Genomic DNA, 25847 nt, shown 5'->3' with positions numbered 1-25847 from the left:
CTGATTCCGGGGCCGCTTCAGTTAAAAAATCGTATAAACAACAGGTGGTTTTATGGCTATCAGTGGATTATTTGTCAGAACTGATCCGCAACGTCGCCGCTATGGCGTTGCGTTACTTGTGGGTGTACTTTCAGGAATTATTTCAGCATTTGTTAAATGGGGAGCGGAAGTTCCGTTGCCGCCACGCACATTTTCCGGTGGTCGTGATGAATTTAACCCGCCGTATATCTTTTTACGGGATTATTTAGGTATTGACCCAACACAAACGGTGTATACATTCTCGGAACATATCATCAACCCGGTAATGGTAACGCATATCATCTTCTCACTGGTTTTTGCGATAGGGTATTGTGTTGTCGCGGAAATCTTCCCGAAAGTGAAATTATGGCAGGGAATATTAGCTGGGCTTATTGTGACAGTGGCAGTTCACGGTATATTTTGTCCGGCGCTGAATTTAACGCCGCCGCTCACTCAATTGCCTTTTGACGAATATGCATCTGAAATTCTTGGGCATATTTTCTGGTTCTGGGTAATAGAAATAATGCGCCGCGACTTACGTAATCGCATTACCCATGAGCCGGATCCGGAAGTTACTATTCGTTGAATGTCCGCGTAAAAAAGCCCCCTGAGAAGGGGGCAAAGCAAACTATGGCAATGTTTCGTTGGTTATACCTGGTGCTAGCGATAAATATCCGCGCTGGCGTGCATGTTGCCGTTACTCCCCGGTTCCCGCATCAGAATCACGTGGTAGTACGTTGCGCCTTGCGCATCTGTCTCTTCATTCAGTGCCTGGCGAGCTTCACTTTCAGTGGCGAAGTTATGGTTGATATAAATCACGCCTAAGCTCTGTACGTCGTCCATATTTCTGGCCTGGTGGTTATTAATTTCAATGGCTGCCCATGTATTTGCACTTAGCAAAAGCACAGCCAGAAGGGCTAAAACACGGCTGAACATAGATACCTCCTCGACGGCTGTCTTTGTGTGCTCTCCTCTGTGATGATCTTCTGATTTAATTTTAATCAATGATAAAGAAGTTGATGGTGACCATTTCTGATGCTGTTGTTCAAAAAAGCACCGTAATGGAATGTGATGAACTTCAAATCAGCGGGTTAGTACGATTTGGCGAAAGGTGAGATTTATTTGTCGGCTGGCCTTGAGTTTAGCGGGGTATACCAGTACTATAACGCGTCATTTTTCAGCCGCCCTTTAACACGTTCCTTGCCTCCATGGGCTGCGGCTGACCCAGACAGGAGGCTGAATAATCCGTAAGGAGCAATTCGATGCGTCATTACGAAATCGTTTTTATGGTCCATCCTGACCAGAGCGAACAGGTTCCGGGCATGATCGAGCGCTACACTGCTGCCATCACTGGTGCAGAAGGCAAGATCCACCGTCTGGAAGACTGGGGCCGCCGTCAGCTGGCTTACCCGATCAACAAACTGCACAAAGCTCACTACGTTCTGATGAACGTTGAAGCGCCGCAGGAAGTGATCGATGAGCTGGAAACTACCTTCCGCTTCAACGACGCCGTTATCCGTAGCATGGTAATGCGTACTAAGCACGCCGTTACCGAAGCATCTCCGATGGTTAAAGCGAAAGACGAGCGCCGTGAGCGTCGCGATGATTTCGCAAACGAAACCGCTGATGATGCTGAAGCTGGGGATTCTGAAGAGTAATTTCTGATGACCAACCGTCTGGTGTTGTCCGGCACCGTGTGCAGGACTCCCCTTCGAAAGGTCAGTCCATCAGGAATTCCTCACTGCCAGTTCGTGCTTGAGCATCGTTCTGTGCAGGAGGAAGCCGGTTTTCACCGGCAGGCGTGGTGCCAAATGCCCGTTATTATTAGCGGACACGAAAACCAGGCCATTACTCACAGTATAACGGTCGGCAGTCGCATAACCGTTCAGGGGTTCATTTCATGCCACAAGGCGAAGAACGGACTGAGCAAAATGGTTTTGCATGCCGAGCAGATTGAATTGATAGATTCTGGAGACTAGCCATATGGCACGTTATTTCCGTCGTCGCAAGTTCTGCCGTTTCACCGCGGAAGGCGTTCAAGAGATCGACTATAAAGATATCGCTACGCTGAAAAACTACATCACCGAAAGCGGTAAGATTGTCCCAAGCCGTATCACCGGTACCCGTGCAAAATACCAGCGTCAGCTGGCTCGCGCTATCAAACGCGCTCGCTACCTGTCCCTGCTGCCGTACACTGATCGCCATCAGTAATCGGTCACGGTCCATTAATACGACTTTGAGAGGATAAGGTAATGCAAGTTATTCTGCTTGATAAAGTAGCAAACCTGGGTAGCCTGGGTGATCAGGTAAACGTTAAAGCGGGCTATGCTCGTAACTTCCTGGTACCGCAGGGTAAAGCTGTTCCAGCTACCAAGAAAAACATTGAATTCTTCGAAGCACGTCGCGCTGAACTGGAAGCTAAACTGGCTGAAGTTCTGGCAGCAGCTAACGCTCGCGCTGAGAAAATCAATGCACTGGAAACTGTTACCATCGCGTCTAAAGCTGGCGACGAAGGTAAACTGTTCGGTTCCATCGGTACTCGCGACATCGCTGACGCTGTAACTGCAGCTGGCGTTGAAGTGGCTAAGAGCGAAGTTCGTCTGCCGAACGGCGTTCTGCGTACCACTGGCGAACACGAAGTGAGCTTCCAGGTTCACAGCGAAGTATTCGCGAAAGTGATTGTAAACGTAGTAGCTGAATAATTCGTTATTCAACGAGACGTAAAAACGCCGACCATTGGTCGGCGTTTTGCTTTATAGCGAAAGCGTTACAACTGGAGTATAACGCTCTGATATCTATTAATTAGCTTGTCGCTAGCTGTACTTGCGGTTCTTCATCTTTAACTTTGATAAGCGTCCACAATGCAATGGCACCAATAATGTCAAAGAAAGCCAGGGCAATAAAGAACGGCGCGAAGCCGATAATGTGAACGAATGCCCCGATGAACAGGTTGAAAATCAACTGACCGCTCCACGCACAGGCTCCAGCCATACCCACTGCGGTAGCCACTTCGTCTTTTTTGAACAGATCGCCGCCCAAAGTTGCTGCAACGGTAGAAAGGCATTGATGCGAGAACGCGCCAATACTAATCAGTAACACGGCAATGTAGGGATTTTCGACAATACTCACCAGACCAATCGTCATCATGATGACGGCAGCGATAGTGAAGGTAATTCTTCGTGAGTTGATTAAACTCACGCCGCGATCGTGGAAGAACTTCGCGACAAAACCACTGGCTAAACAGCCAAGGTCGCCCAACAGGAAAGGTAGCCAGACGAACATCGCAATTTCTTTCAGGCTAAAATGCAGCGTTTCAACAAAGAAAATTGGCACCCAGAAGTTAATGGTTCCCCATGCCGGGTCAGCGAGAAAACGCGCGATGCCAATCCCCCAGAAATTACGTTGGCTGAGGATATGCTTGATTGACGTTTTTTCTTTCTTATCTGTTTTAAGATGCTGTTCTTGCCCTGATTCAATATAGTGGCGCTCTTCATCAGAAAGGCGTTTGGCATCTTTTGGATCTTTATAACAAAAGAACCAAAATAAAGCCGCGAGCAAAGCAAGGCTACCTGAGACAATAAACGCAAATTGCCAGCTATGAAACATAATGCACCAGGCAATTAGCGGTGGTGCAAGCATCGCGCCGAGTGAGGTGCCCATATTGAAAACACCTGTTGCCACGCCACGCTCTTTTGCCGGGAACCATGTTGATGCGGTTTTTACACCGGCCGGAATTGCCGACGCTTCGCTGAAACCCATCAGGGCGCGCATAAATGCCAGACCTGACCATGTTCCGGTCAGCGCATGACCCATTGTTGCCAGCCCCCATACTGCGGCGCAAATCGCAAAACTCAATTTCAGACCAACAGTGTCAATAAAGAATCCCATTACCGGTTGACCCAATGTATAGGCCAACTGGAATGCACTGACAATCCATGAATATTGCTCTTTGGTTATTCCAGTTGTCTCCATAATAGTTGGAGCTGCAATACCTAACGCCGTTCTGTCCAGATAATTGATTACAGTGATAAAGCATACGAGGGCAATCATATGCCACCGGTAATTTTTTATTTTATTCATGTTTAAACCTTTTAATTATATTAATAAACCCTGGTTGTTGGTAATTCCGTATAATAGTTAATAAAAATCAGGTACAGAGAACATATTAAAAATTATTGTGTGTAAATCTCTCCCTTTAGAAAATCTGGCCAGTTTTTTTCAAAGTAAATACCATTAATACGCGGTAGCACACGTAACGACTTCACTTCAGTAATAAAAGAGTCTTGTGAATAATGAATAGTTAATTTGTGATTTTTATCATCATCTTGTTCAGAGCGAAAACGCCATTCTTCTTTTGCCCCCTGACGAGTTTGCGGTAGATATTCACCCTGGGGATCAATAATCATCCGCGCCCCACGACTGCCGCCGCCTGCGTCAATAAAATGCGTTAATTGTGTTAAAACGGCGGCAGACGTCAGCGCCATATGCCGCCACATAAACAATTCGGCAACTTCGCCCACGTGTTTGATAGCCAAACCATGCCGTTGTACAAATTCATTCAATAGCAGGGCATCGCGAGTGGCGCGCCGGACTTTATCGCCATGGCAAATAAACCCAGCGTAGTCAGACATTCGTGCCTGGATTTTTTCCCTCACCGTTACCAGCGCCATTCCATTTTCGTTTGCCAGCGCCTGAGTGATGATCTCTCTGATTGAATTTAGTGCCGGAGATGCCAGTTGTGCGACATCATCTTCAACAGATCGCTTTTGTGTGCAGCCAATAAAACGCGCCAGACGCACGGCAAAAACCTGTCCGGCATTCAGCGCCGCGCCGCCAGGTCGGGTAACACCGTGAGTTCCGGCGACTTCTCCCACCGCAAAACAACCGGGCAGAGAAGTTTGCCCCCAGATATCAACCTCAATGCCGCCATTCATATGCTGATTATTCATGGCAAACTGCAATGGCTGCGTGGTGAGATCGTAACCGTGCATCTTATACAGCGAGATAGACAGCGGATTCATTCGTTGCAGTCGTTCGATGGGCGATGGTGCCAGAGCATCGTTATTTTCCAGATACGTGCGAACGTCGTCGTCCAGTCGATCTAATGAGAATGGCAAATCACCAGGCACCGCTTCAGGATTTCGCTTGAAATCCATAAAAACCTGGCGGCCTGATTGCTGCTCTTGCGCTACCGCCATGTCCAACAGGCTTGAGCCAAAACCCATCACCCGCGTGGCGTGGAACGGCCACTGATAGCCTTTACGGAAGATGTTTGAAGCCAGTTCCTGGGTGGTGCGATAGTAATCCGCGAGGAAGTTATACTCGTTGCCCTCGGCATCCACGGAATAGATATACGGGATCACCTGCACATAGGTGCCGGACAAATTCCACGGAAACGTGCTGCGCGGCGTGCCTATACCAAACTGGCTTTCGGTCAGATTGGTTAGCGTCAGACCTTCTTCCAGCGCCAGCCCCAGCGAGCCAAAGCATTTATGCGGATAAACACTGTCGCGATAAAGCTCGCCCGGCCCGCCTGTTGCCAGTACCACATTGGGCGCAGTAACAATTGCCAGTCCCCACGGGTTATGGGCGCGGGAACCGGTTGCGAGGATAGCTCCTGCCACGCGATCTTCGCCATTCTCACCGCGTTGATGCAGCAGTTTGATAACTGTCGCGCTGGTTAACAATGGGATGGAAAGACGCTGCACTTCTTCGAGCAATACTTTCACCATCAGACGAGAAGTGCGCGGCCCACAGGAGGTTGCGCGTCCGGCTTCGTCATGGTCGGTCTGATAACGGAGAATTGCACCATAGCGATCTTCCGGTAATTCCAGACCGAGATATTGCAGCCCGCCAAGGGTATGCAGGGAACCGACTGCTTCAACATACGCCGTGTCGTGATCCATCGCACCGCCGCTCGCCAGTGCTTCGGCAAGTTTGGTGAAGTTGTCGCCGTTGCCCGCCGTAGCGGCGGTAAACAGCGTCTGTTTATCGGAACCGGAGCAGGCCGATGTTCCCATGTATAACCCGGCGGTGGCGATCAGCACATTTTGCTGGCGACGTTTCAGTTCAACCGCCGCACGTAATCCTGCCGCGCCGCTACCAACGACCAGAGCATCTGTTTGCCAGAGTGGGTAGTCAACACCGTCCACCGTGACAATTGACGTTGGCTCTGTTGACACAAAACCCTTCGGGAAGGTGACGTGGGTCAGCGCATCGAGGATGGCGTCATCAGGCTGGCTCATGCGTCCTCCATCGGCGTAAAAAGGCTACTTTCCATCAGGCGCGGTTGGTTGATAATTGGACGGAAGGCCATATACGGCAGAATGTCGCGGTCAATCTCTACGCCCGGCGCGATTTCAATTAATTCAACGCCTTCTGCCGTTAACTGGAATACCGCACGTTCAGTGATATACAGTACTTCCTGACCGCTTTGCTGTGCGTAGGCGGCGCTAAAGGTGATTTTTTCCACCTGAGTAACCAGTTTGGGGATTTGACCTGGCTGGGCGATATGCAAGCCATCTGGTGTTACGTCAATTTTGCTGCCTTTGGCGTCGAACGTACCGCAGAACACCACCTTACGGGCGTTTTGCGCAATTTCGAGAAATCCGCCAGGGCCAATCAGATTGCCATTGAGATGTGAGACGTTGACGTTACCATGTTGATCCATCTCGCCCATGCCGAGGAACGTAATGTCGATGCCGCCGCCGCTGTAGAACTCGAATTGATCCAGCGAAGGGATAATGGCGTCGGCGTTACGGGCGCAGCCGAAAAACGCGTCGTCCAGCATCATACCGTTATGCACGCCTTGCTCGACGCTTAGCCATAAACTTTGGTAAGGAACGCCTTCACGCAGCGCAACCCCAGGAATACCGCCGGGGATACCAAAGCCAAAGTTGGTTGAAGCGCCTGCCACCAGCTCGCGCGCTGCCCGACGGGCAATTAAGCGACGTACCGGATGACTAACCAGTTCAATAGCGCCGTTAGAACTCAGACGGCGATGTTGACCGCTGATCGTCAGGTCGTAACCGCCAAGATAGGTTTGCGGTTGTTCGCGGTATTCAACGATGCTATCAACCAGAATCCCCGGTAATTTGACCCGACGTGGTTCAATAGCGCCAGCTTCCAGTACATCGCGCACCTGTACGAACACTTTGCCACCGCTGTTGTGTGCTGCCAGCGCCATCGAATAGCTATCCATATCAATCGCTTCTTCTTCGAGGCTGACGTTGCCACGCGGATCGGCATAGGTGCCCCGCAAAATGGCATAGTCCACTTTGAAAGGGCGATAGCGGAGTTTGGTTTCGCCATCAATTTCAATCAGTTCTACCAGATCCTCGGTGGTGCAAGCGTTCGACTTTCCGCCGCCATTGCGTGGATCAACAAATGATCCCAGGCCAACGTGGGTAAAAAGCCCCGGACGTCCGGCACCAATTTCCCGCAGCAATGCCTGAATCACACCGCCTGGGAAGCAGTAGGCTTCAATGGTATTGTTCTTCACCAGTTCCTGCATTTTGGGCGACCAGGTAAAGTGCCCGGCAATAATGCGTTTGAGCATTTCAGCATGAGCGAAGCGGTTCGTGCCTTTGCAGTCGCGATCGCCAATGCCCAGCGAGTGGATTAGCGTCAGGTCGCGTGGATGTCCGGTTTGCAGGAAACGCGCTTCAATAGCTGCCAAAATATGGTCGGCTTCCACCATACCGCCGCCGTTACCGCTAATGGCAATGGTTGCGCCATCCTGAATTTGCGCCGCCAGTGCCTCGGCGGTTGATATCTTACGCATACAATTTCCTTAGTGATTATGGAAGCTCACGCTACTTTTTTCGGCAAATGCCTGCGTCGCCTGCTGGCAATCCTGAGTGGCGGACATTAATCCAGCCAGTAACTGGTGTGGGTATTCAGCGTGTTTATTTTCCAGTGCCAGAATCAGCTGCTTAATATGCGCCAGTGCCACCGGACCACATTTTTCCAGCTGCGCTAACTGGTTCGCCATCCAGCTTTCCACCTGTTCTTTTTCTACTACTTCATCAATTAAATTCGCCGCCTGGGCTTCATGCGCCGTCAGGCGTTTACCCAGCATCAGCATCTGGCGACCGACCACCGGACCAACCTGATTAAGCACGCGTTCAATGCCCATCCAGCCAGGCACCATGCCGAGCATGACTTCCGGGTTAGAAAATTTCGCGCTGGGGCGAGCGATTCGAATATCGCAGCACAAGGCGAGTTCAATACCGCCGCCGATGGTATGACCGTTGAGATTCGCAACCGTTAATTGCGGTAAATTGCGCAGACGATTAAAAACGTCATTACCGCGTTTAATCCATTTTCTGCCCATATCTAATGGCGAATAGGCCGACCACGATTTAATATCACCGCCCGCACAAAAGAATTTATCGCCGGTTGCCGTTAATTCGACTAATCGTAATGTGGTGTCGTTTTCAATTTCATTTAAATAATGGTCGAGAGATTCAATCATCTCTTCGTTAATAGCATGACATTTATCTTCACGGTTCAACGTCAGACGGCAGGAAGCCGCCGCTCTGCTGAACAGAACGGGTTGGTCATTCATGATTATTCCTTAGCAATAATGCGCGATGCGATCGACGCTAATATCCAGCGTGCTGTTAATATCTTTCTGCCACCAGTAAGGCGAGAATATTTCCAGTTCAATAGCACCATTAAATCCGGCGTTTTCAACCAGCCGACGAATTGACGGAATATTGATGACGCCATCTCCCGGCATTCCACGGTCATTGACCAGATCGGTGGTCGGCACTAACCAGTCGGAAACATGAAACGCGAGGATGCGTTTTCCGGCACGCAGGATCTGACTGGCGAGATCCGGATCCCACCAGACGTGATAAACATCCACCGCCACGCCGAGGCCAAACTCCCCATCGGGATCGAGTTCATCACACCAGTCCAGCGCCTGGCGTAACGTGCACAAACAAGAGCGATCGGCGGCGGTCATTGGGTGCAGTGGCTCCAGCGCAATTAGCACGCCGACATCTTTCGAATGTGGCAGTAACTGGCGTATCCCTTGTTTCACCTGTTCCCGTGCTTCATACAGATCTTTTGTGCCCTGTGGTAAGCCGCCAACCACCTGCATATAACAGGCGGCGTTCAGCACCGCTGCGTCGTCCAGCGCCCGGCGGTTATCATCAATCGCCAGTTTGCGTTCCGCCAGTGTCGGCGCGGTGTAGTAAGTGCTACGGCACAAACCGGAAACGCTCATGTTACTAGCGGCAAGCTGGTGGGCGATCTGCTGAAGATCTTCGCCCTGCAACTCTCTGCGCCAGGGGGCGATCGCACCAATACCGCGTGCGGCGCAGGCATCAATAATGGCGGGTAGCGGGGTTTTATAGCCCAGCGTCGCGGTATTGATGCTGAATAAATCCGGGCGTTGTAACAGATCTCTCATGGTTCAGCCTCAGAAACGCGGCATACTTAAGCCACCGTCGATGGCGACGGCCTGACCACAGGTGTAAATCAGTTTGCCTTCCGCCATCGCGCGGACAGTGGAGGCGATATCAGCCGGATAACCCCAACGTCCCCACGGCACCAGTCCCTTAGCGATCAGTTCGTCGTAATAAGCCGTTGCCGGAATAGTCATATCGGTTTTGATTAGACCAGGGCGCACTTCATAGACGCCAATTTGTTCGTTGCAAAGGCGAGCGGCAAACAGACGAGCAGCGGCAGAAACGGCGGTTTTAGCGATGGTATATTCGCCGCGATTCATCGCCAGCATGATGGCGTTGATTGAGCTGACAAAAATAATCGAGCGGTGCGGGAATTCTGTTTCTGGTTTTGGCTGTGCGAGCAGACGTTTACTGAATGCCTGTGCGAGGAAGAACGGCGCGCGGGTGTTAATAGCAATGTTTTGGTCGAAACTGTCTGGTTCGAGGTCGAGGAGATCACCGCGTTTTTTCACAGAAATGCCCGCGTTATTGAGCAGGCAGTCCAGACGCCCCCACTGATTTTGCGCCGCGTCGAGCATCTCTTCATGCAGGGAGAGATCGCCAACATCGGCAGGGAAGCAAATCACTTCCACGCCTTCTGCCATACATTCCTGTTGCGTGGCATATAATTTTTCTACGCTGTCGGCATCGGGGCGATCGTTAATCAACAGATTAAATCCGCCACGGGCAAGCTCCAGCGCACACCCCTTACCAATGCCACGTGCGGCTCCAGTGATGACGGCAACAGGACGAGTGGATTTCATACAATAGCTCTCTTTTTGAATATTGTTTCCCTAAGTGACGATTAGCTTGCGACGTGCGGCAAGAAAGATCAACCATCTGGTTGGTTGATATGCGATAGTGATCACAGGACATTTGATAACCCGATGAAAGTACAAGTTTTTAGCCTTTTTACTGGAGCTTCTAATTAATCGGGTTAAGATAGTCATCTTGAAGAGGTCGTGGGGAAGCGTTATGTATCTTGATACCAGCAACGTACAGAGCCTGAAGGAAAAGCTGCTGTTATGTGCGGTTAATGAATTTGCCGAATATGGTTACGAAGGAGCCAGAGTCGATAATATTGTTAAGGCCGCAGGGTGCAGTAAACAGACGGTTTATCACCACTTTGGTAATAAAGAATATTTATTTATCGAAGTGCTGGAATATACCTGGAACGATATTCGACAAAAAGAAAAATCCCTGGATGTTTCAGGTTTTCCTCCACAAAAAGCAATTGAAAAAATCATCGATTTTACCTGGGATTATTACATTGCTAACCCCTGGTTTTTAAAAATTGTGCATAGTGAAAACCAGAGTAAAGGTGTGCATTATGCAAAATCACAGCGTCTTTTAGAAATTAACCATGCGCACTTGCAGTTAATGGAATCTTTGTTGGCTGAAGGGAAGAGGCTCAATATTTTTAAGCCAGATATCGACCCGTTGCAGGTGAATATTAATATTGCCGCGCTCGGGGGATATTATTTGATCAACCAGCATACGCTTGGCCTGGTTTATCACATCAGTATGGTTTCACCGCAGGCGCTGGAAGCCAGACGTAAGGTCATCAAAGAGACGATCCTTAGCTGGCTTCTCGTTGACCCTTCATCTACCGCGCACGAATAAAACTGCCATTCGGCTGGCGGGTAAACAGAACCTGTTGATTATTCCCCGTATCAATGGTTAAGCCCGTCACTACGCCGCTGGCGTTCTGGCGGATTTGTACCAATTGCCCATTTTGCAAATTACTTAGCGGCTTGCCCGCGCCTTCTACCTGCGCCATCGCATAGACATCGGTAGCGGGTAGTCCGTGGTCGCGGAACAATTGCGCCATCGTTTTACCCGGTTCGACACGATAAGAGCGCCACTGATTATCAATTCCACCATCTGGCTGGAAAGGTTGCGTTTGCGAAGTTTGTGGCTGATCTTCCGGCTGGCCTTCCTGTATCGGTTCAGGGGCGACCGGAGCCACCTGATCAGGATCATTTTGTGGGGTAACTAATTGCGCCCGCAGTTGTTCTTCCGTTGGCGGTTGTGATTGCGACTGAATATCCAGCTGCGCTTCACGCGTCACCACCGGCGCGTTGGGCGTATCATCAGACGGAAGCAGAAAACCGACCACCAATACAATGGCGGCAATAATAATCCCCCGACGATGCATCGGCGGCAGCGGGTCCATGAAGCGAAAATTGTCCGGCGCGTGCCAGACTTTCTCCAGGGTTGGTTTTAGTTCAAAGCGCCCGGGCATGGTTTCCTCCTGCTCCGCGTCTTGTTCCTCAATCATAGCCTATGAATAAGCTAACGCTATGATGTCCGTGGTAAACCCGCCTTTATTATATTCATACGGGATATTGCTATTGTTTCTTTTTCCCCGTGATTTGTCATCATTCCCGCGACAAAGTTTTACCCAAGGAAGTGTGGCTGATATGCTGCCGCTACTTTATACCCGAAGAAAGGAAATACGATGACCACTCCAACTTTTGATACCATCGAAGCGCAAGCAAGCTACGGTATTGGTTTGCAGGTAGGGCAACAACTGAGTGAATCTGGTCTGCAAGGGCTGCTGCCAGAAGCACTGGTTGCGGGCATTGCCGATGCGCTGGAAGGTAAACATCCGGCTGTTCCGGTTGATGTGGTGCACCGCGCGCTGCGTGAAATTCACGAACGTGCTGATGCCGTTCGTCGTCAGCGTTTCCAGGCGATGGCTGCCGAAGGTGTGAAATACCTCGAAGAAAACGCCAAAAAAGAGGGCGTGAACAGCACCGAATCTGGCCTGCAATTCCGCGTGATCAATCAGGGCGAAGGCGCAATTCCTGCGCGTACCGACCGCGTTCGCGTTCATTACACCGGTAAACTGATCGACGGTACTGTATTTGACAGCTCCGTTGCCCGTGGTGAACCGGCTGAATTCCCGGTTAACGGCGTGATCCCTGGCTGGATTGAAGCACTGACTCTGATGCCGGTAGGTTCTAAATGGGAACTGACCATTCCGCAGGAACTGGCTTATGGCGAGCGTGGCGCAGGCGCGTCCATCCCTCCGTTCAGCACCCTGGTGTTTGAAGTCGAACTGCTGGAAATCCTCTAAGCAGCGCATTCTGTTCCCCTCGAGCCAGAGGGGAGCAGGCATTCAGCAATAAACCCTTCAGTTTGCCAAACGACGCTATTTTGTGTTGCAAAGACCACGTAAGCGTGTATTTTTGTGAGCTGTTTCGCGTTATCACCGTGATATGACACTCACTTTAAACATTAAATTAACATTAGATCTAAATCTTAGTATTCATCCCGCGTATTGTTACCTAATATCGATGAGTCCCGATACAGATTCGTCGTATCATAGACTGACTAAAGGCCGCAGAGCCTGAACAACACAGACAGGTACAGGAAGAAAAAAACATGGTAGATCAGGTAAAAGTCGTTGCCGATGATCAGGCTCCGGCTGAACAGTCGCTACGGCGCAATCTCACAAACCGACATATTCAGCTTATTGCCATTGGCGGTGCCATAGGTACAGGGTTGTTTATGGGTTCCGGTAAAACAATTAGTCTTGCCGGGCCGTCGATCATTTTCGTTTATATGATCATCGGTTTTATGCTCTTTTTCGTGATGCGGGCAATGGGGGAATTGCTGCTTTCGAATCTGGAATATAAATCTTTTAGTGACTTCGCTTCCGATTTATTGGGACCGTGGGCAGGATATTTCACCGGCTGGACTTATTGGTTCTGTTGGGTAGTTACTGGTATGGCGGATGTTGTCGCTATTACCGCTTATGCGCAGTTCTGGTTCCCGGGGCTTTCTGACTGGGTTGCGTCGTTATCCGTGATCATTCTGTTACTGGTTCTAAACCTCGCCACGGTAAAAATGTTCGGTGAGATGGAGTTCTGGTTTGCGATGATCAAAATCGTCGCCATCGTGTCGCTGATTGTCGTTGGTCTGATCATGGTGATGATGCACTTCCAGTCTCCGAACGGTGTGGAAGCGTCGTTCGCGCATTTGTGGAATGACGGCGGCTGGTTCCCGAAAGGCTTAAGCGGCTTCTTTGCCGGATTCCAGATAGCGGTTTTCGCTTTCGTGGGGATTGAGTTGGTCGGTACAACGGCTGCGGAAACGAAAGATCCGGAGAAATCACTGCCACGCGCAATTAACTCCATTCCGATCCGCATCATTATGTTCTACGTCTTCGCGCTGATTGTAATTATGTCCGTGACGCCGTGGAGTTCTGTGGTCGCGGAGAAAAGCCCATTTGTTGAACTGTTTGTGCTGGTGGGGCTGCCTGCGGCGGCAAGCGTGATTAACTTTGTGGTGCTGACCTCTGCGGCTTCTTCTGCTAACAGTGGCGTATTTTCTACCAGCCGTATGTTGTTTGGTCTGGCACAGGAAGGCGTCGCGCCGAAAGCGTTCGCTAAACTCTCTAAACGCGCAGTACCCGCGAAAGGGCTGACCTTCTCCTGCATCTGTCTGCTCGGCGGCGTGGTGATGTTGTATGTGAATCCAAGCGTGATTGGCGCGTTCACGATGATCACTACAGTTTCCGCGATTCTGTTTATGTTCGTCTGGACGATTATCCTTTGTTCGTACCTGGTGTACCGCAAACAACGTCCGCACCTGCATGAGAAGTCGATCTACAAGATGCCGCTCGGCAAACTGATGTGCTGGGTATGTATGGCATTCTTTGTATTCGTCATCGTGCTGCTGACGCTGGAAGATGACACCCGCCAGGCGCTGCTGGTTACCCCGTTGTGGTTTATTGTACTGGGGCTGGGCTGGCTGTTTATTGGTAAAAAACGCATGGCGAAGTAATGCCGCGTTTATCACTCTGAAAGGCACCTGCGGGTGCCTTTGTCTTTATACATTCCTAAAAAAACTTACCGTCATCGACATCCCCCCAGGCGCGGGCTTACCGTGAATCTTTGCCACTCATTGCAGAGTTCATTATGGTTAAGCGCAGTTGGTTATTAATCGCCGCATTACCTCTCTCCATTTCACCTTCCTGGGGCGCGGATTTTTATTACCGCCAGCAGGAGAAAGGCACTGTTTACGTTGCCGAACAGAAGGGGAAAAAAGATGAGATCCTCTCCGAATTACCGGATATTAATTTTTCCCGCCTTTGGCGTATTGCCAATTTAGCCAATAAACAAGATTCCCGGTTACTGTCCGATTTTAATCCCGATAAGTTCGATTGCGATGATGAGGGGGATTGCCAGCATACCTGGCTCACCGATGGACGTTCTGTCCTTTGGGCAGGCAAAGTCCTGAAAAATCCATCCGGTGAACCTAATGTCGATGCCGCCAGTTTTCAGGCATTCGGCGCTTTCGCTGCCGATAAACGCAGCGTCTATTTTGACGGTCAGCGTACCGATGATAGATGAAGTGGATATGTATATAGCTGTGTCTCAGTTGCAAACAAATATTTATGTACCGAAATAAAAGTATCAATAGACAATTAATTAATAAATCAGGAGATAAAGTGGCTATATTACATCCACAGGAGTGCTGGTTGCTGGAAAGAATAATGTCGCCGGAATATTATCGGCGTCGTTTTGAGGGGTGGCAGGAGTTTGTCGAGCTGTGCGAGTGACAGGTGGCAGAGTGGAGCAAGACCATGCCGCTGGATGTGCGCCGTCGTCCGCTGTGCGAGCAGATTGACGTCGTCTGGGGCGGGCGAGTGTTGCCCAATATCCGCAGTACTTTAAAGTCGGTACAGTATGACTTTATTCAGCTACAGCAGGGGGACCTGCGGGTACTGCAATCCGGGGGCAATATTAGCAGTGATATGAAAGGACTAATTGATTATCCGTCGGACTGGATGTCACTCGCCGCGCAAAAACAGTATGACAGACTGAAATGGCGAGGTGCACATTATAATAATTTAATCAGACGTACCTCGGGCGGATACTGGTATGACGGCGAACTGACTTATTATTATGAGGAAAGTCTGCACGGCCCGCTGGCCCTGCCGATGCAATTACCGTTGTATGAGCTGGATAGTAGCGTATACCTGCGTGAGGATGACCCGGTAACGGTGGCTGGCCTGTATCTGCCGGATATCCCAGATGCCAGCGCCCAACTGTTGTACCGGAGTGAACATATTCCCGAGGCTTGGCAGGGGCGGGTACGAACGAAGTATGTCAACGAGGCTGGGATACAAGAATATTACTGGGAAAGCGGGGCGTGGGCAAAATGCAATTGGAAACGTATACGGCGGGTGGCAAACCGATTTATCAATGTGCCGCCGGAGGGATTTTTCCCACAGGGCATGCCGGAGGAGTTGTACAACTGGCCACAGCGCGAAGCGCAGTATGTTACAGACCGGCAGCGGATCGCGGCCTTTAGCGGTGAAGCTTGTCCTCATAGCGGGGAGTGGTCGATTTTTGTAGAAGGTAGACAAGCGACGGTGACACTGGAGCAGGGAGAGCAGATGCCAGAATGGACGGACAGGAAAATGGAGGGGGAGTATAAAAGAGGCGAGAAATTCCATGTGCTGTGGTCGCTGATGAACCGCCATGATGGCGGGTCGGTGTGGGTGGAAGCGTAGCGGTAGCTGGATGTACACGTAAAAACCAGGGAATGGGTGATTTTATTCTGGCTTATACAGGAGCGATGAATAAGTAATTATATTAATGAAAAAAATAAGTTAGTAACCGTTGAAGGAACTTATTATTGGCTGAATAATGAATTTTCCCAGTTCAGTAGATACAAAAGATTGTCCCGGAGTGGTGAATAACTCAAAGCATTTGAAAACGCACCTGATTGTGTAAACCAGGTGCGTTGATCGAACAAATCACTCACCCGCCAGCGCGCGCGGGAACAGCACATTGTTTTCCAGACTGATGTGCTCCATCAGGTCATCAATCAGTTCATTAATGCCGTTATACATCGCTTTCCAGGTGGTGCAGGCTTCCGGCGGCGGTGTGACGTTATTGGTCGTGTGTTTAATCACTTCCAGCAGTTCGCCCGCTTCATCGTGCTCGCTTTCCATCACACTGATAGGCCCCATTGCCTGGCTGCCCATGCCTTGTTTGATCATCGGGAAGAGGATCTGCTCTTCTTTCATCATGTGGCTGGAAAGCTCTTCATGCAGCATGGTCAGGTATTTTGTCAGCCCTTTTGGCACGCTCGGTTTGTCGGCGTGAACGCGCTCGACTTTGGTGGCTTGCAGAATCAGTTCCGGCAGTTGTTCGCGGTGACGATCGTGGTAGCGCACGATGATATGGTCGATGATTTCCGCCAGCGGCGCGCTACGCCAGTCTTTCTCAATCGGTTGTTCAGCAAGCTTTGCCAGTTCGGCTTCAATGGCGTCAATATCCAGCTCCTTACGTGCCGCCGCGCGCGCCAGCGTCTGCTTACCGCCGCAGCAGTAATCCATATCATATTTACGAAACAGAGCCGAAGCGCGAGGAATAGAGAGCGCCAGTTCACCTAAAGGTTGGTCGCGATAAGCCATAGCTGATACCTCATTCTTAATAAGATAAGATGTATTTTAAATGCATCTTTAAGTTAAAAGCTATAACCCTTACGTAGCAGAGGCTTATTTAACAGACTGGCAAGGTGTCAACTTTCAGAGACAGGTTCGGTTAAAGGTTTTTCTGGTTTTGCTCTGACTGCAATGACCACACCAACCACTAACAGCGCGATACCGCTCAGCGTCATTAGCGGCGGCATTTGCTGGCGGAGTAAAAAGGTGTACAGCAAACCTGCCAGCGTTTCGAAAACAATCAGCGGACCGAGAATCACTGTCGGTAATCGCTGGCTGGCGACGTTCCAGCAAAGTGCGCCAACCCATGAGCAAAGCACGGCTATCGCAATCATCAGACTAATAAACACCAGCGGACGGGGGCCAAAAGGTAGGGAGAAGTCCGGCGTTTGCGTATTTAGCCAGTAACAAGCGACGAAATAGCCGATGAGCGAAACCGGCAGCGTGACCAGCGCCTGCGCCGTCGCCCACATCATTGGATGTTTGTCTGGGTTTTCCCGCAGCCAGCGGGCGTTGCGTAGGGCATACCACGCCCAGCAGACCACGGAAACTAACGCCAGCACGATGCCAGAGGTATAACGTGCCCAGTCAAAATTGGGGAGTCCGTGGTTTAACTCAGCAATATTCACACACGCCAGGCCGATGCCAATACAAACCAGCGCCGGAGCGAGTTTTCCCCATGCGAGTTTGCCGTCGCGCTGGCTATAAAGCAGATTGGCGAAGACAGGAATAACCACCGGCAGGGTGCCGATAATCATCGTGGAAACAGGCGCGCCGGTACGTTGAATGGCACTGGCAAGGCAAAAATAATAAATCAGGTTGCCCATCATGGTGAGCATCAAGGCGGTAAACCAATCGCGACGCGCCAACTGACGCAGACGCACGCGCCCCAGCCAGGCAATGGGTAGCGCAATTAATCCTAACGCCAGATAACGCCCCATCGACTGCAACATCGCCGGGTATTCCGGCAAGATCAACGGCCCGACAAAAATAAGCCCCCACATCAACCCTGCTAGCAGGGCGTACAACACGCCGCTAATCATCACTGGCATCCACTGGTCTGTCAGAAGAAATGTTCAGGAAGCAGACATGGTTGCTCCCGGCATCCCGTCATTATCAGAGAGGATGCGGGAGGATGCCACTTTAATTAACTAGTTATTAACATTAAAAAGATTGCTTACGCTTTCGGCTAACGTTGTCGTTGGGCGACCAATCAATTTGCTCAGCGTTTTGCTGTCATCAAACAGACCACCTTTCGATGCGCCAACGTCAGAATCAGCCAGCATGTCCGCCAGTCCGACAGGAAGACCAACGCCTTTCAGCGCAGTGGCGAAATCGGCTTCGCTCAGGTTCTGGTAGGTAACCGGCTTGCCGCTCTGTTTGGTCAGCTCTGCCGCTAACTGTGTCAACGTCCAGGCACTATCGCCCGCCAGTTCGTAAACCTTGCCTTCGTGACCGGCTTCGCTAATCACGCGCGCGGCAGCGGCTGCATAATCTACCCGCGTTGCTGAGGCAATTTTGCCATCGCCCGCCGCACCGATGAATACGCCGTGCTCCAGTGCTGCCGTGGCGCTGGCGAGGTAGTTCTCGGTATACCAGCCGTTGCGCAGCAGGGTATAAGCGATGCCAGAATTAGCCAGCATTTTCTCCGTCTCGATATGCTCAGCAGCCAGGCCGAGCGGAGATTTATCTGCGTGCAGCAGACTGGTGTACGCAATAAATTTCACGCCAGCCGCCTTTGCGGCATTAATAACATTACGATGCTGCGGGGCACGTTGACCCACTTCGCTGGAAGAGATCAGCAGCAGTTTTTCCACGCCCTGTAGCGCAGATGTCAGTGCGGCTTCATCGCCGTAGTCAGCCTGACGCACGGTAATGCCTTGCGCGCTCAATGCCTGGGCTTTTGCCGGATTACGTGCGATAGCCACTATTTGGCTGGCAGGGACGGTTTTCACCAGGGACTCAATAACATAGTGACCAAGTTGGCCGGTTGCGCCGGTAATAGCGATCATGGGAAGTCTCCATCGTTTTGTCTTGTGTTTAAATACGCTACCACCTAAACTTACTTTTAGTAAGTACGTACAAAAAGGTAAGTGTGAAATGAGTCAGGTTAGTCTGTCGCAACAACTGAAAGAGGGAAATCTCTTCGCTGAACAGTGCCCGTCGCGCGAGGTGCTGAAACACGTCACCAGCCGTTGGGGAGTATTGATTCTGGTGGCGCTACGCGAAGGCACTCATCGTTTTAGCGACCTGCGCCGTAAAATGGGCGGGGTGAGTGAAAAGATGCTTGCGCAGTCGTTACAGGCGCTGGAGCAGGATGGGTTTCTTAACCGTATCGCGTATCCGGTGGTGCCGCCACATGTGGAATATAGCCTCACGCCGCTGGGCGAGCAGGTGAGCGAAAAGGTTGCTGCACTGGCGGACTGGATTGAGATTCATCTGCCAGAGGTGCTGGCGGTGCGGGATGAACGTGCGGCATAACTGCCGGATGCGCTGCGCTTATCCACCCTGCGCTTCATGACTTGTAGGGCGGATAAGATACGTCAGCATCGCATCCGCCAATAAATGCCGGATGCGGTTGATGATTTATAGGCCGAAAAAGAAGTGTATTACTTACTCAAATCCACCTGATAAATCGCAAACCCGATATCATCGGTCGCGACTTTTTTCATCGGATATTGCCCTTTCTCTTTAATAAACGCAGTGGCTTTATCTGTCGGAGAAGTTTCGAAACGGATATCCAGTTTCTTATCGCCGGGGATCGGTGCCAAACGCCAGTTGTTATCTGCCGCCGGGTGAATTTCCCCCGCACGCTTCGACTCTTCTGCAATCCACGCTGCCAGCACCGAGCGGTTTTCATCCGGTGAAGCAAAAGCAATATGGCTGTCACCCGTACCGGCAAATTTGCCGCCGTAAGCGCGATAGTTATTGGTGGCAACGAGGAACATCGCGTTCGGATCAATCGGTTTGCCATTAAAGGTCAGGTTCTTAATCCTTTCCGCATTAGCATTAACCACCTGACATTCACCGTCATAGCGGGCGGGCTGGGTGACGTCAATCTGGTAATTCACGCCATCAATAACATCAAAGTTATAGGTGCGGAAACCATCCCAGTTGATGAGTGACTGTGGTTTCGTGCTGTTGGGGTCAATCTGATTAAACTGTCCGGCAGAGCACTCCAGCCACTCTTTCACCTCTTTACCGCTGGCTTTCACCACGATCAGCGTATTGGGGTAGAGATAGAGATCGGCGGCGTTGCGGAAGGTAAGCTGGCCTTTTTCCACTTCAACATAGCTGGCTGGGTCGTTTTTGCGACCGCCAACTTTAAACGGCGCAGCAGCAGAGAGCACCGGCAATTTTGCCAGATCGGGATCGCCCTGGATGTAATGTTCGACATACGCTTTTTGTGCGTTGTTCACCACCTGCACGGTCGGATCGTCCTGCACCAGCGCCAGATAGCTATACATATTGTCGGCAGATTTTCCAATCGGCTTGCTGACAAACTGGCGTGTGGCGTTGTGATCGGCTTTAAGCGTATCGACCAGTTTGCTATCTTCCGCCGCAAGGGATTTTTTATTGGCGATGTCGTAAATCGGCCGTGCTTCCGCTTTCGCCTGCGTCACCTGCCATTTTCCGCTGTCATTATCGAGTTGCAGATCAACCACGCCGAGATGATCGCCCCACATGCCAGGCATCACTGCTGGAACACCGTTAATCGTGCCTTTGGCGATATCTACGCCTTTGATATCAGCAAAATCTTTACTCGGGAAAACGGCGTGAGCATGACCAAACATAATGGCGTCAACGCCCGGAATTTCACTGAGATAATAAACTGAGTTTTCCGCCATCACTTTATACGGATCAGCAGACAAGCCAGAGTGCGCCAGAACGACAACAACATCGGCACCTTTCTCGCGCATTTCCGGCACGTACTTGCGCACAGTTTCCGTTATATCGTTAACGGTGACTTTGCCGGATAAATTGGCTTTATCCCATCCCATGATCTGTGGTGGTACAACACCGATGTAGCCAATCTTAAGCGTCTGTTTATTGCCGTCTTTATCGACCACTTCGGTGTCTTTAATTAAATACGGTGTAAACATCGGCTGTTTGGTTTTAGCGTCGATGACGTTGGCATTCACATAGGGGAATTTTGCTCCAGCCAGCGCATTTTTCAGATAATCCAGACCGTAGTTAAATTCATGATTGCCGAGTGTGCCAACGGTATAATCCAGCATATTCAGCGCCTTATAGACCGGATGAACATCACCTGCTTTTAATCCTTTCGCCGACATGTAATCTGCCAGCGGGCTACCCTGGATCAGGTCACCGTTATCGACCAGGACGCTATTTTTCACTTGATTGCGCGCGTCATTAATCAGGCTCGCAGTGCGTACCAGTCCAAATTTTTCTGTCGATGTATCTTTGTAATAATCGAAATCCATCATGTTGCTATGCAAATCAGAGGTTTCCATTATGCGGAGATCGACTGTTGCCGCATTCACACTGGCGGCAATCAGCGTAGCAAGAAGCGTTGCACTAAACTTAACCATCTGGGCATCCTTTTATGAACAAGAAGATGAGACGTCTTTCATACGGAGCGTGAAGGATGCCATAAATAATAAATCAGGAAACGATGACGCCATCACAGTTGGCGGATTCTGTAACGATAGGGTATAAGTAAAACAACAAGTTAACACCACTGAAACAAAAGAGGTGGAGAATGTTAGAACAAGTATGTCAACTCGCACGGAATGCGGGCGATGCCATTATGCAGGTCTACGACGGGACAAAACCGATGGACGTCGTCAGCAAAGCGGATAACTCACCGGTGACGGTGGCGGACATTGCCGCGCACACCGTAATCATGGACGGTTTACGTACCCTGACGCCGGATATTCCCGTTCTTTCCGAAGAAGATCCTCCCGGTTGGGAAGTCCGCCAGCACTGGCAACGTTACTGGCTGGTAGATCCGCTGGACGGCACCAAAGAGTTTATTAAACGAAATGGTGAATTTACCGTTAACATTGCGCTGATCGACAAAGGCAAACCGGTATTAGGTGTGGTGTATGCGCCGGTAATGAACGTCATGTACAGCGCGGCGGAAGGCAAAGCCTGGAAAGAAGAGTGCGGCGTGCGCAAGCAGATTCAGGTACGCGACGCCCGTCCGCCGCTGGTGGTCATCAGCCGTTCCCATGCGGATGCTGAGCTGAAAGAGTATCTGCAACAGCTTGGTGAACACCAGACGACATCCATCGGCTCTTCATTGAAATTCTGCCTGGTGGCGGAAGGTCAGGCGCAGCTCTACCCGCGTTTCGGGCCGACGAATATTTGGGATACCGCTGCCGGCCATGCCGTGGCTGCAGCTGCCGGAGCACACGTTCACGACTGGCAGGGCAAACCGCTGGATTATACTCCGCGCGAATCGTTCCTGAATCCTGGATTCCGGGTTTCTATTTATTAAGCAATTTATGCAGCAAGTCCATGACTTGCTGCACTTCTTGCGGGGTTAACGCCCCGTCCTTCGCCCACTGTACGCGACCGTCTTTATCCAGCACTGCAATGGCGGAACTCTCTTCATCCAGTTGCCAGGCTCCGCGCGCGACGCCATTGCTGTCGACAATAAACTGCGACCACGGATAGAGCTTTTTATTGCTCTCCAGACTGCTGCGCACAAACATACCGGAACCGGGGATGGCGTCGTCGGTGTTGACTATGGTGGTCGTCTGGTAGCGATCGTGCGGCAATTTCGCCGATTTAATTGCTTCAATCAGCGTCGCATTTTTCTCTTTTGCGGAGGTGCGACCGGCAATATGTTGCAGTACTCGCACTTTTCCCGCTAACTGCGCACTGTTCCAGGTTTTGTAGCTAAACTGATCTTTATCAAACACCAACTCGCCACGATCGGTAATACCAATCGGCGGTACGCGCTGACCAGTTTCGAATTTATGTGCGGAGGCCATCATCGGCAGTAGCAAGCAAGTCAGCGCGAGAATCTTGCGTAGGGTCATAGTGTTTCCTTCTTATCGTATGCAGGTGATCCGACCACTTGGGTCTGGCTTTTAATCATATGTGCTATTTATCGAATTTCCCGCAAGTGCGGTGCCAGTTTGCGGACAAGCGCACAAATCATATGAAAAATGAATGTTTATACTGAAGATTGTGGTTAGGCGAAAAGATAATTCTGAATAATTGTAACAGTAGGGTAAAAAAATTTATACACGCTGGAAACATTACCCCGATAGTCTATAGTCATTAGGCATTAAAATTTGCGCCTCATAATAGTTGGGCCGATTGTGGCACCGCAAAGGCGTAATACTCAGCAGGAGACAACAATGAAAATTTTCCAACGGTACAACCTACTTCAGGTGGCGAAGTACGTGAAGATCCTGTTCCGTGGACGGTTATACATCAAGGACGTTGGCGCTTTTGAATTTGATAAGGGTAAGATTCTTATCCCAAAAGTGAAGGATAAACTGCATTTGTCAGTGATGTCCGAAGTTAACCGTCAGGTTATGCGTCTGCAAACAGAGATGGCTTAACCAAGTGCTATGCAGTAATAAGACGGCTCCTGATTCAGGAGCCGTTGATGTTTCTGGGGTTATGCGACGCTTTCTTCTTTATCTTTGGCGTCAGGCAGTTTTGGCGAAAGGGCGGTGGCTTTACTGTCGATTCGCGTAACCAGTAGCTGGTCGATGCGGTAGTTATCAATGTCCACCACTTCAAATTTGTAACCGGAGAACTTCACCGAATCAGTGCGTTTCGGGATCTTACGCAACATAAACATCATAAAGCCGCCGATGGTTTCGTAGTTGCCCGACTGCGGGAACTCGTCGATATCCAGCACGCGCATCACGTCGTCAATCGGCGTACCGCCATCGATTAGCCATGAGTTCTCATCACGCGCCACAATCTGTTCTTCCAGTCCCTGACCGACCAGATCGCCCATCAACGTGGTCATCACGTCGTTGAGGGTGATGATTCCCACCACCAGTGCGTACTCGTTCATGATTACCGCAAAGTCTTCACCCGCAGCTTTAAAGCTTTCCAGCGCCTCAGAGAGAGTCAGCGTATCAGGCACGATCAGCGTGTTGCGAATTTGCACGCCGCTGTTCAGTGCCAGGCTTTGATTGGCCAGCACGCGGTTCAGCAGATCTTTTGAATCGACATAACCGATAATGTGATCGATATCTTCATTACAGACGAGGAATTTCGAGTGCGGATGCTCCGCCACTTTATTCTTCAGGCTTTGCTCATCTTCATGGAGATCGAACCAAATCACGTTTTCACGCGGCGTCATGGAAGACGGCACGGTACGGGATTCCAGTTCAAACACGTTTTCGATCAGTTCGTGTTCCTGTTTACGCAATACACCAGCCAGTGCACCGGCCTCCACTACTGCGTAGATGTCATCAGATGTGATGTCATCTTTACGTACCATTGGCAATTTAAAGATACGGAAGATCATGTTCGCCAGGCCGTTGAAAAACCACACCAGAGGGGTGCAGACGAACAGGCAGAAGCGCATCGGGTTGATGATACGCAAAGCCACAGCTTCTGGCGCAATCATACCGATGCGTTTCGGGGTTAAATCCGCAAACAGAATAAACATGCCAGTCACTAACGAGAAAGAGAGAATAAAGCTCAGTTGCTCAGAGAGTTCCGCCGATATATAGCGGGAGAACAGGCTATTAAAAGCCGGAGAGAACGCCGCATCACCGACGATACCGCCGAGTATTGCCACCGCGTTCAGACCAATTTGCACCACGGTAAAGAACATGCCGGGATTTTCCTGCATATCCAGAACGCGCTGGGCGTTTATATTGCCTTCATCAGCCAGCAGTTTAAGTTTGATTTTGCGTGAGGCGGCAAGCGAGATCTCGGATATCGAGAAGAACGCACTCACAGCGATCAAGCAGAGTATGACTAAAATACTGTTTAACATATCTTATCCGACCGTTCAGGTCAGATCCTCGGAAGGGGAAGTTGATTAATTTGTGCGAAATACACATTGAAAGCCGGCTCGAAGAGAGTGAACCGACATTTTCAGTGGCTAGTATAGCGTAAGGTACTGTAAAGTCGCCAGAGGGTTAAATTTTTGCTTCATTTCGCTTTAGTTCTGCCTTTTATTGCTACGCTTCAGGCGGCAGGCAAACGCCGATCCCACCAATTCCGCAATAACCATACGGGTTTTTATGCAGATATTGCTGGTGGTCATCTTCGGCATAATAAAACGGTGTCGCGTTGGCGATCTCGGTGGTTATTTGACGATCGTCATCGGCGGCAAGCATCGCGGCCTGAAAACGTTCCAGACTGGCGCGGGCGGCAGCATCCTGTTCTGGTGTTAGCGGATAAATCGCGGAACGATACTGCGTGCCATGGTCATTGCCCTGACGCATCCCTTGTGCGGGATCGTGATTCTCCCAAAATACTTGTAACAGTTGTTCGTAGCTGATCACTGACGGATCGTAAACCACGCGTACCGCTTCGGCGTGGCCGGTATCACCAGAACACACTTCCCGATAAGTCGGGTTTGGCGTGTAACCGCCGGTATAACCTGCGGCGGTGCTGTAAACGCCGGGAAGTTGCCAGAAAAGGCGTTCCACGCCCCAGAAACAGCCCATAGCAAAAATGGCGATTTCCATTCCGTCAGGCACATTTGTCATTGAGTGACCATTGACTGCATTCAACGTGGCTACGGGCATCGGGGTATTACGTCCAGGAAGGGCATCGGCGGGGGAAACCAGATGCTTTTTATCAAATAAACTCATGGTATCGCTCTCCCGAAAATCGGTCTTTGGGGTTTAGGTTGTAACAAGAGACGTATTTGCACACAATAACTCTCGTGAATGTGTATAAAGTAAAACATAAGAAATATTTTGGATTTAGTCTGCTTTTAAATC

26 protein-coding genes and 2 pseudogenes are annotated in these 25847 nt (G+C 50.4%); 13 read left to right on the top strand and 15 right to left on the bottom strand.

Translation table 11 applies throughout. The features are described 5' to 3' along the window. Positions 1-52: 52 nt before the first annotated feature. Positions 53-604, top strand: coding sequence for a YagU family protein (locus WC5_RS17115; RefSeq protein WP_001008012.1), 552 nt, complete (start codon positions 53-55; stop codon positions 602-604). Between the two features lie 74 nt (positions 605-678). Here the strand turns inward: WC5_RS17115 and yjfY are convergent, their stop codons facing one another. Further along, the gene (yjfY, locus tag WC5_RS17120; RefSeq protein ID WP_000492914.1) at positions 679-954 is read right to left on the bottom strand and encodes a DUF1471 family protein YjfY; all 276 of its coding nucleotides are present in this window, start codon (positions 952-954) and stop codon (positions 679-681) included. Positions 955-1280: 326 nt separating this feature from the next. Here yjfY and rpsF point away from each other — a divergent pair, with 326 nt between their 5' ends. Genes rpsF through rplI form a run of 4 tightly spaced genes read left to right on the top strand, consistent with a single transcriptional unit; the run spans position 1281 to position 2720 of the window. After that, positions 1281-1676, top strand: coding sequence for a 30S ribosomal protein S6 (rpsF, locus tag WC5_RS17125; RefSeq protein WP_001216676.1), 396 nt, complete (start codon positions 1281-1283; stop codon positions 1674-1676). 6 nt (positions 1677-1682) lie between these two features. Beyond that, positions 1683-1997: a primosomal replication protein N gene (gene priB, locus WC5_RS17130; RefSeq protein WP_016159978.1), complete on the top strand. Its 315-nt coding sequence runs from the start codon at positions 1683-1685 to the stop codon at positions 1995-1997. A gap of 4 nt (positions 1998-2001) precedes the next feature. Beyond that, on the top strand, positions 2002-2229 hold the full coding sequence (gene rpsR, locus WC5_RS17135; protein ID WP_000135199.1) for a 30S ribosomal protein S18: 228 nt from the start codon (positions 2002-2004) through the stop codon (positions 2227-2229). 41 nt (positions 2230-2270) lie between these two features. Then, on the top strand, positions 2271-2720 hold the full coding sequence (gene rplI, locus WC5_RS17140; protein WP_001196062.1) for a 50S ribosomal protein L9: 450 nt from the start codon (positions 2271-2273) through the stop codon (positions 2718-2720). 100 nt (positions 2721-2820) lie between these two features. Here rplI and WC5_RS17145 read toward each other — a convergent pair whose 3' ends face one another. From WC5_RS17145 to WC5_RS17170, 6 genes are all read right to left on the bottom strand, one after another. Next, positions 2821-4098, bottom strand: coding sequence for an MFS transporter (locus tag WC5_RS17145; protein ID WP_001033619.1), 1278 nt, complete (start codon positions 4096-4098; stop codon positions 2821-2823). Between the two features lie 92 nt (positions 4099-4190). Then, on the bottom strand, positions 4191-6263 hold the full coding sequence (locus WC5_RS17150) for an FAD-dependent oxidoreductase (protein ID WP_000081830.1): 2073 nt from the start codon (positions 6261-6263) through the stop codon (positions 4191-4193). Beyond that, complete coding sequence (locus WC5_RS17155) at positions 6260-7801, bottom strand: acyl CoA:acetate/3-ketoacid CoA transferase (protein WP_001226883.1); 1542 nt, start codon at positions 7799-7801, stop codon at positions 6260-6262. The genes WC5_RS17150 and WC5_RS17155 overlap by 4 nt, the downstream gene beginning before the upstream one ends. 9 nt (positions 7802-7810) lie before the next feature. Continuing rightward, entirely contained in the window at positions 7811-8587 is a 777-nt protein-coding gene (locus WC5_RS17160; RefSeq protein ID WP_000999666.1) for an enoyl-CoA hydratase/isomerase family protein, read from the bottom strand. A 9-nt stretch (positions 8588-8596) separates the two neighbouring features. Continuing rightward, on the bottom strand, positions 8597-9439 hold the full coding sequence (locus WC5_RS17165; RefSeq protein ID WP_001205222.1) for a sugar phosphate isomerase/epimerase family protein: 843 nt from the start codon (positions 9437-9439) through the stop codon (positions 8597-8599). Positions 9440-9448: 9 nt separating this feature from the next. Next, positions 9449-10240: a 3-ketoacyl-ACP reductase gene (locus WC5_RS17170; RefSeq protein WP_000843403.1), complete on the bottom strand. Its 792-nt coding sequence runs from the start codon at positions 10238-10240 to the stop codon at positions 9449-9451. Between the two features lie 211 nt (positions 10241-10451). On the opposite strand from WC5_RS17170, the gene WC5_RS17175 reads away from it, so the two are divergent. Further along, positions 10452-11099: a TetR/AcrR family transcriptional regulator gene (locus WC5_RS17175; RefSeq protein WP_010351312.1), complete on the top strand. Its 648-nt coding sequence runs from the start codon at positions 10452-10454 to the stop codon at positions 11097-11099. On the opposite strand, the gene ytfB is transcribed toward WC5_RS17175, so the two are convergent. Further along, positions 11083-11721 (bottom strand): cell division protein YtfB, encoded by a 639-nt coding sequence (gene ytfB, locus WC5_RS17180; protein WP_001119467.1) that lies wholly within the window; start codon positions 11719-11721, stop codon positions 11083-11085. The genes WC5_RS17175 and ytfB overlap by 17 nt on opposite strands. 216 nt (positions 11722-11937) lie before the next feature. Between ytfB and bamJ the strand changes: the two genes are divergently transcribed. The 4 genes and pseudogenes from bamJ (at position 11938) to WC5_RS17200 (ending at position 16005) form a co-directional block, all read left to right on the top strand. After that, positions 11938-12558, top strand: coding sequence for a BamJ family beta-barrel-assembly machinery protein (gene bamJ / locus WC5_RS17185; RefSeq protein ID WP_000211237.1), 621 nt, complete (start codon positions 11938-11940; stop codon positions 12556-12558). Positions 12559-12866: 308 nt separating this feature from the next. Next, a complete protein-coding gene (gene cycA, locus WC5_RS17190) occupies positions 12867-14270 on the top strand; it encodes a D-serine/D-alanine/glycine transporter (RefSeq protein ID WP_000228358.1) in 1404 nt (467 codons plus the stop codon). Positions 14271-14404: 134 nt separating this feature from the next. Beyond that, a pseudogene (locus WC5_RS17195) lies at positions 14405-14833 on the top strand (hypothetical protein); the annotation flags it as partial. 104 nt (positions 14834-14937) lie between these two features. Then, positions 14938-16005: pseudogene (locus WC5_RS17200) on the top strand (hypothetical protein). A gap of 246 nt (positions 16006-16251) precedes the next feature. On the opposite strand, the gene ytfE reads toward WC5_RS17200, so the two are convergent. From ytfE to qorB, 3 genes are all read right to left on the bottom strand, one after another. Then, complete coding sequence (gene ytfE, locus WC5_RS17205; RefSeq protein ID WP_000331447.1) at positions 16252-16914, bottom strand: iron-sulfur cluster repair protein YtfE; 663 nt, start codon at positions 16912-16914, stop codon at positions 16252-16254. Between the two features lie 107 nt (positions 16915-17021). Continuing rightward, positions 17022-17987, bottom strand: a complete 966-nt coding sequence (locus WC5_RS17210; protein WP_010351319.1) for a DMT family transporter — start codon at positions 17985-17987, stop codon at positions 17022-17024. A gap of 108 nt (positions 17988-18095) precedes the next feature. Then, a complete protein-coding gene (gene qorB / locus WC5_RS17215) occupies positions 18096-18956 on the bottom strand; it encodes an NAD(P)H:quinone oxidoreductase (protein WP_000560595.1) in 861 nt (286 codons plus the stop codon). Positions 18957-19044: 88 nt separating this feature from the next. Between qorB and WC5_RS17220 the strand changes: the two genes are divergently transcribed. Next, positions 19045-19425, top strand: a complete 381-nt coding sequence (locus tag WC5_RS17220; protein ID WP_010351323.1) for a winged helix-turn-helix transcriptional regulator — start codon at positions 19045-19047, stop codon at positions 19423-19425. Between the two features lie 128 nt (positions 19426-19553). On the opposite strand, the gene cpdB is transcribed toward WC5_RS17220, so the two are convergent. Further along, positions 19554-21497 carry a 2',3'-cyclic-nucleotide 2'-phosphodiesterase gene (gene cpdB / locus WC5_RS17225; RefSeq protein WP_016231483.1) on the bottom strand — a complete coding sequence of 648 codons (1944 nt, stop codon included), beginning with the start codon at positions 21495-21497 and terminating at the stop codon, positions 19554-19556. Between the two features lie 170 nt (positions 21498-21667). On the opposite strand from cpdB, the gene cysQ reads away from it, so the two are divergent. Then, a complete protein-coding gene (gene cysQ, locus WC5_RS17230) occupies positions 21668-22408 on the top strand; it encodes a 3'(2'),5'-bisphosphate nucleotidase CysQ (protein WP_000893403.1) in 741 nt (246 codons plus the stop codon). Here the strand turns inward: cysQ and WC5_RS17235 are convergent. Beyond that, positions 22398-22955 (bottom strand): YtfJ family protein, encoded by a 558-nt coding sequence (locus WC5_RS17235; protein ID WP_000175263.1) that lies wholly within the window; start codon positions 22953-22955, stop codon positions 22398-22400. The genes cysQ and WC5_RS17235 overlap by 11 nt on opposite strands. A 324-nt stretch (positions 22956-23279) precedes the next feature. Between WC5_RS17235 and WC5_RS17240 the strand changes: the two genes are divergently transcribed. Beyond that, positions 23280-23486, top strand: coding sequence for a DUF1107 domain-containing protein (locus WC5_RS17240; RefSeq protein WP_016231482.1), 207 nt, complete (start codon positions 23280-23282; stop codon positions 23484-23486). 59 nt (positions 23487-23545) lie between these two features. Here the strand turns inward: WC5_RS17240 and paeA are convergent, their stop codons facing one another. Beyond that, entirely contained in the window at positions 23546-24889 is a 1344-nt protein-coding gene (gene paeA, locus WC5_RS17245) for a polyamine export protein PaeA (protein WP_000935031.1), read from the bottom strand. Between the two features lie 187 nt (positions 24890-25076). Continuing rightward, positions 25077-25715, bottom strand: a complete 639-nt coding sequence (gene msrA / locus WC5_RS17250; RefSeq protein ID WP_016159990.1) for a peptide-methionine (S)-S-oxide reductase MsrA — start codon at positions 25713-25715, stop codon at positions 25077-25079. Between the last annotated feature and the right edge of the window lie 132 nt (positions 25716-25847).

The sequence above is a fragment of the Escherichia sp. KTE114 genome, assembly GCF_000407765.1.
Taxonomy (GTDB): domain Bacteria; phylum Pseudomonadota; class Gammaproteobacteria; order Enterobacterales; family Enterobacteriaceae; genus Escherichia; species Escherichia ruysiae.
This window is presented reverse-complemented; position numbering and strand designations above follow the sequence as displayed.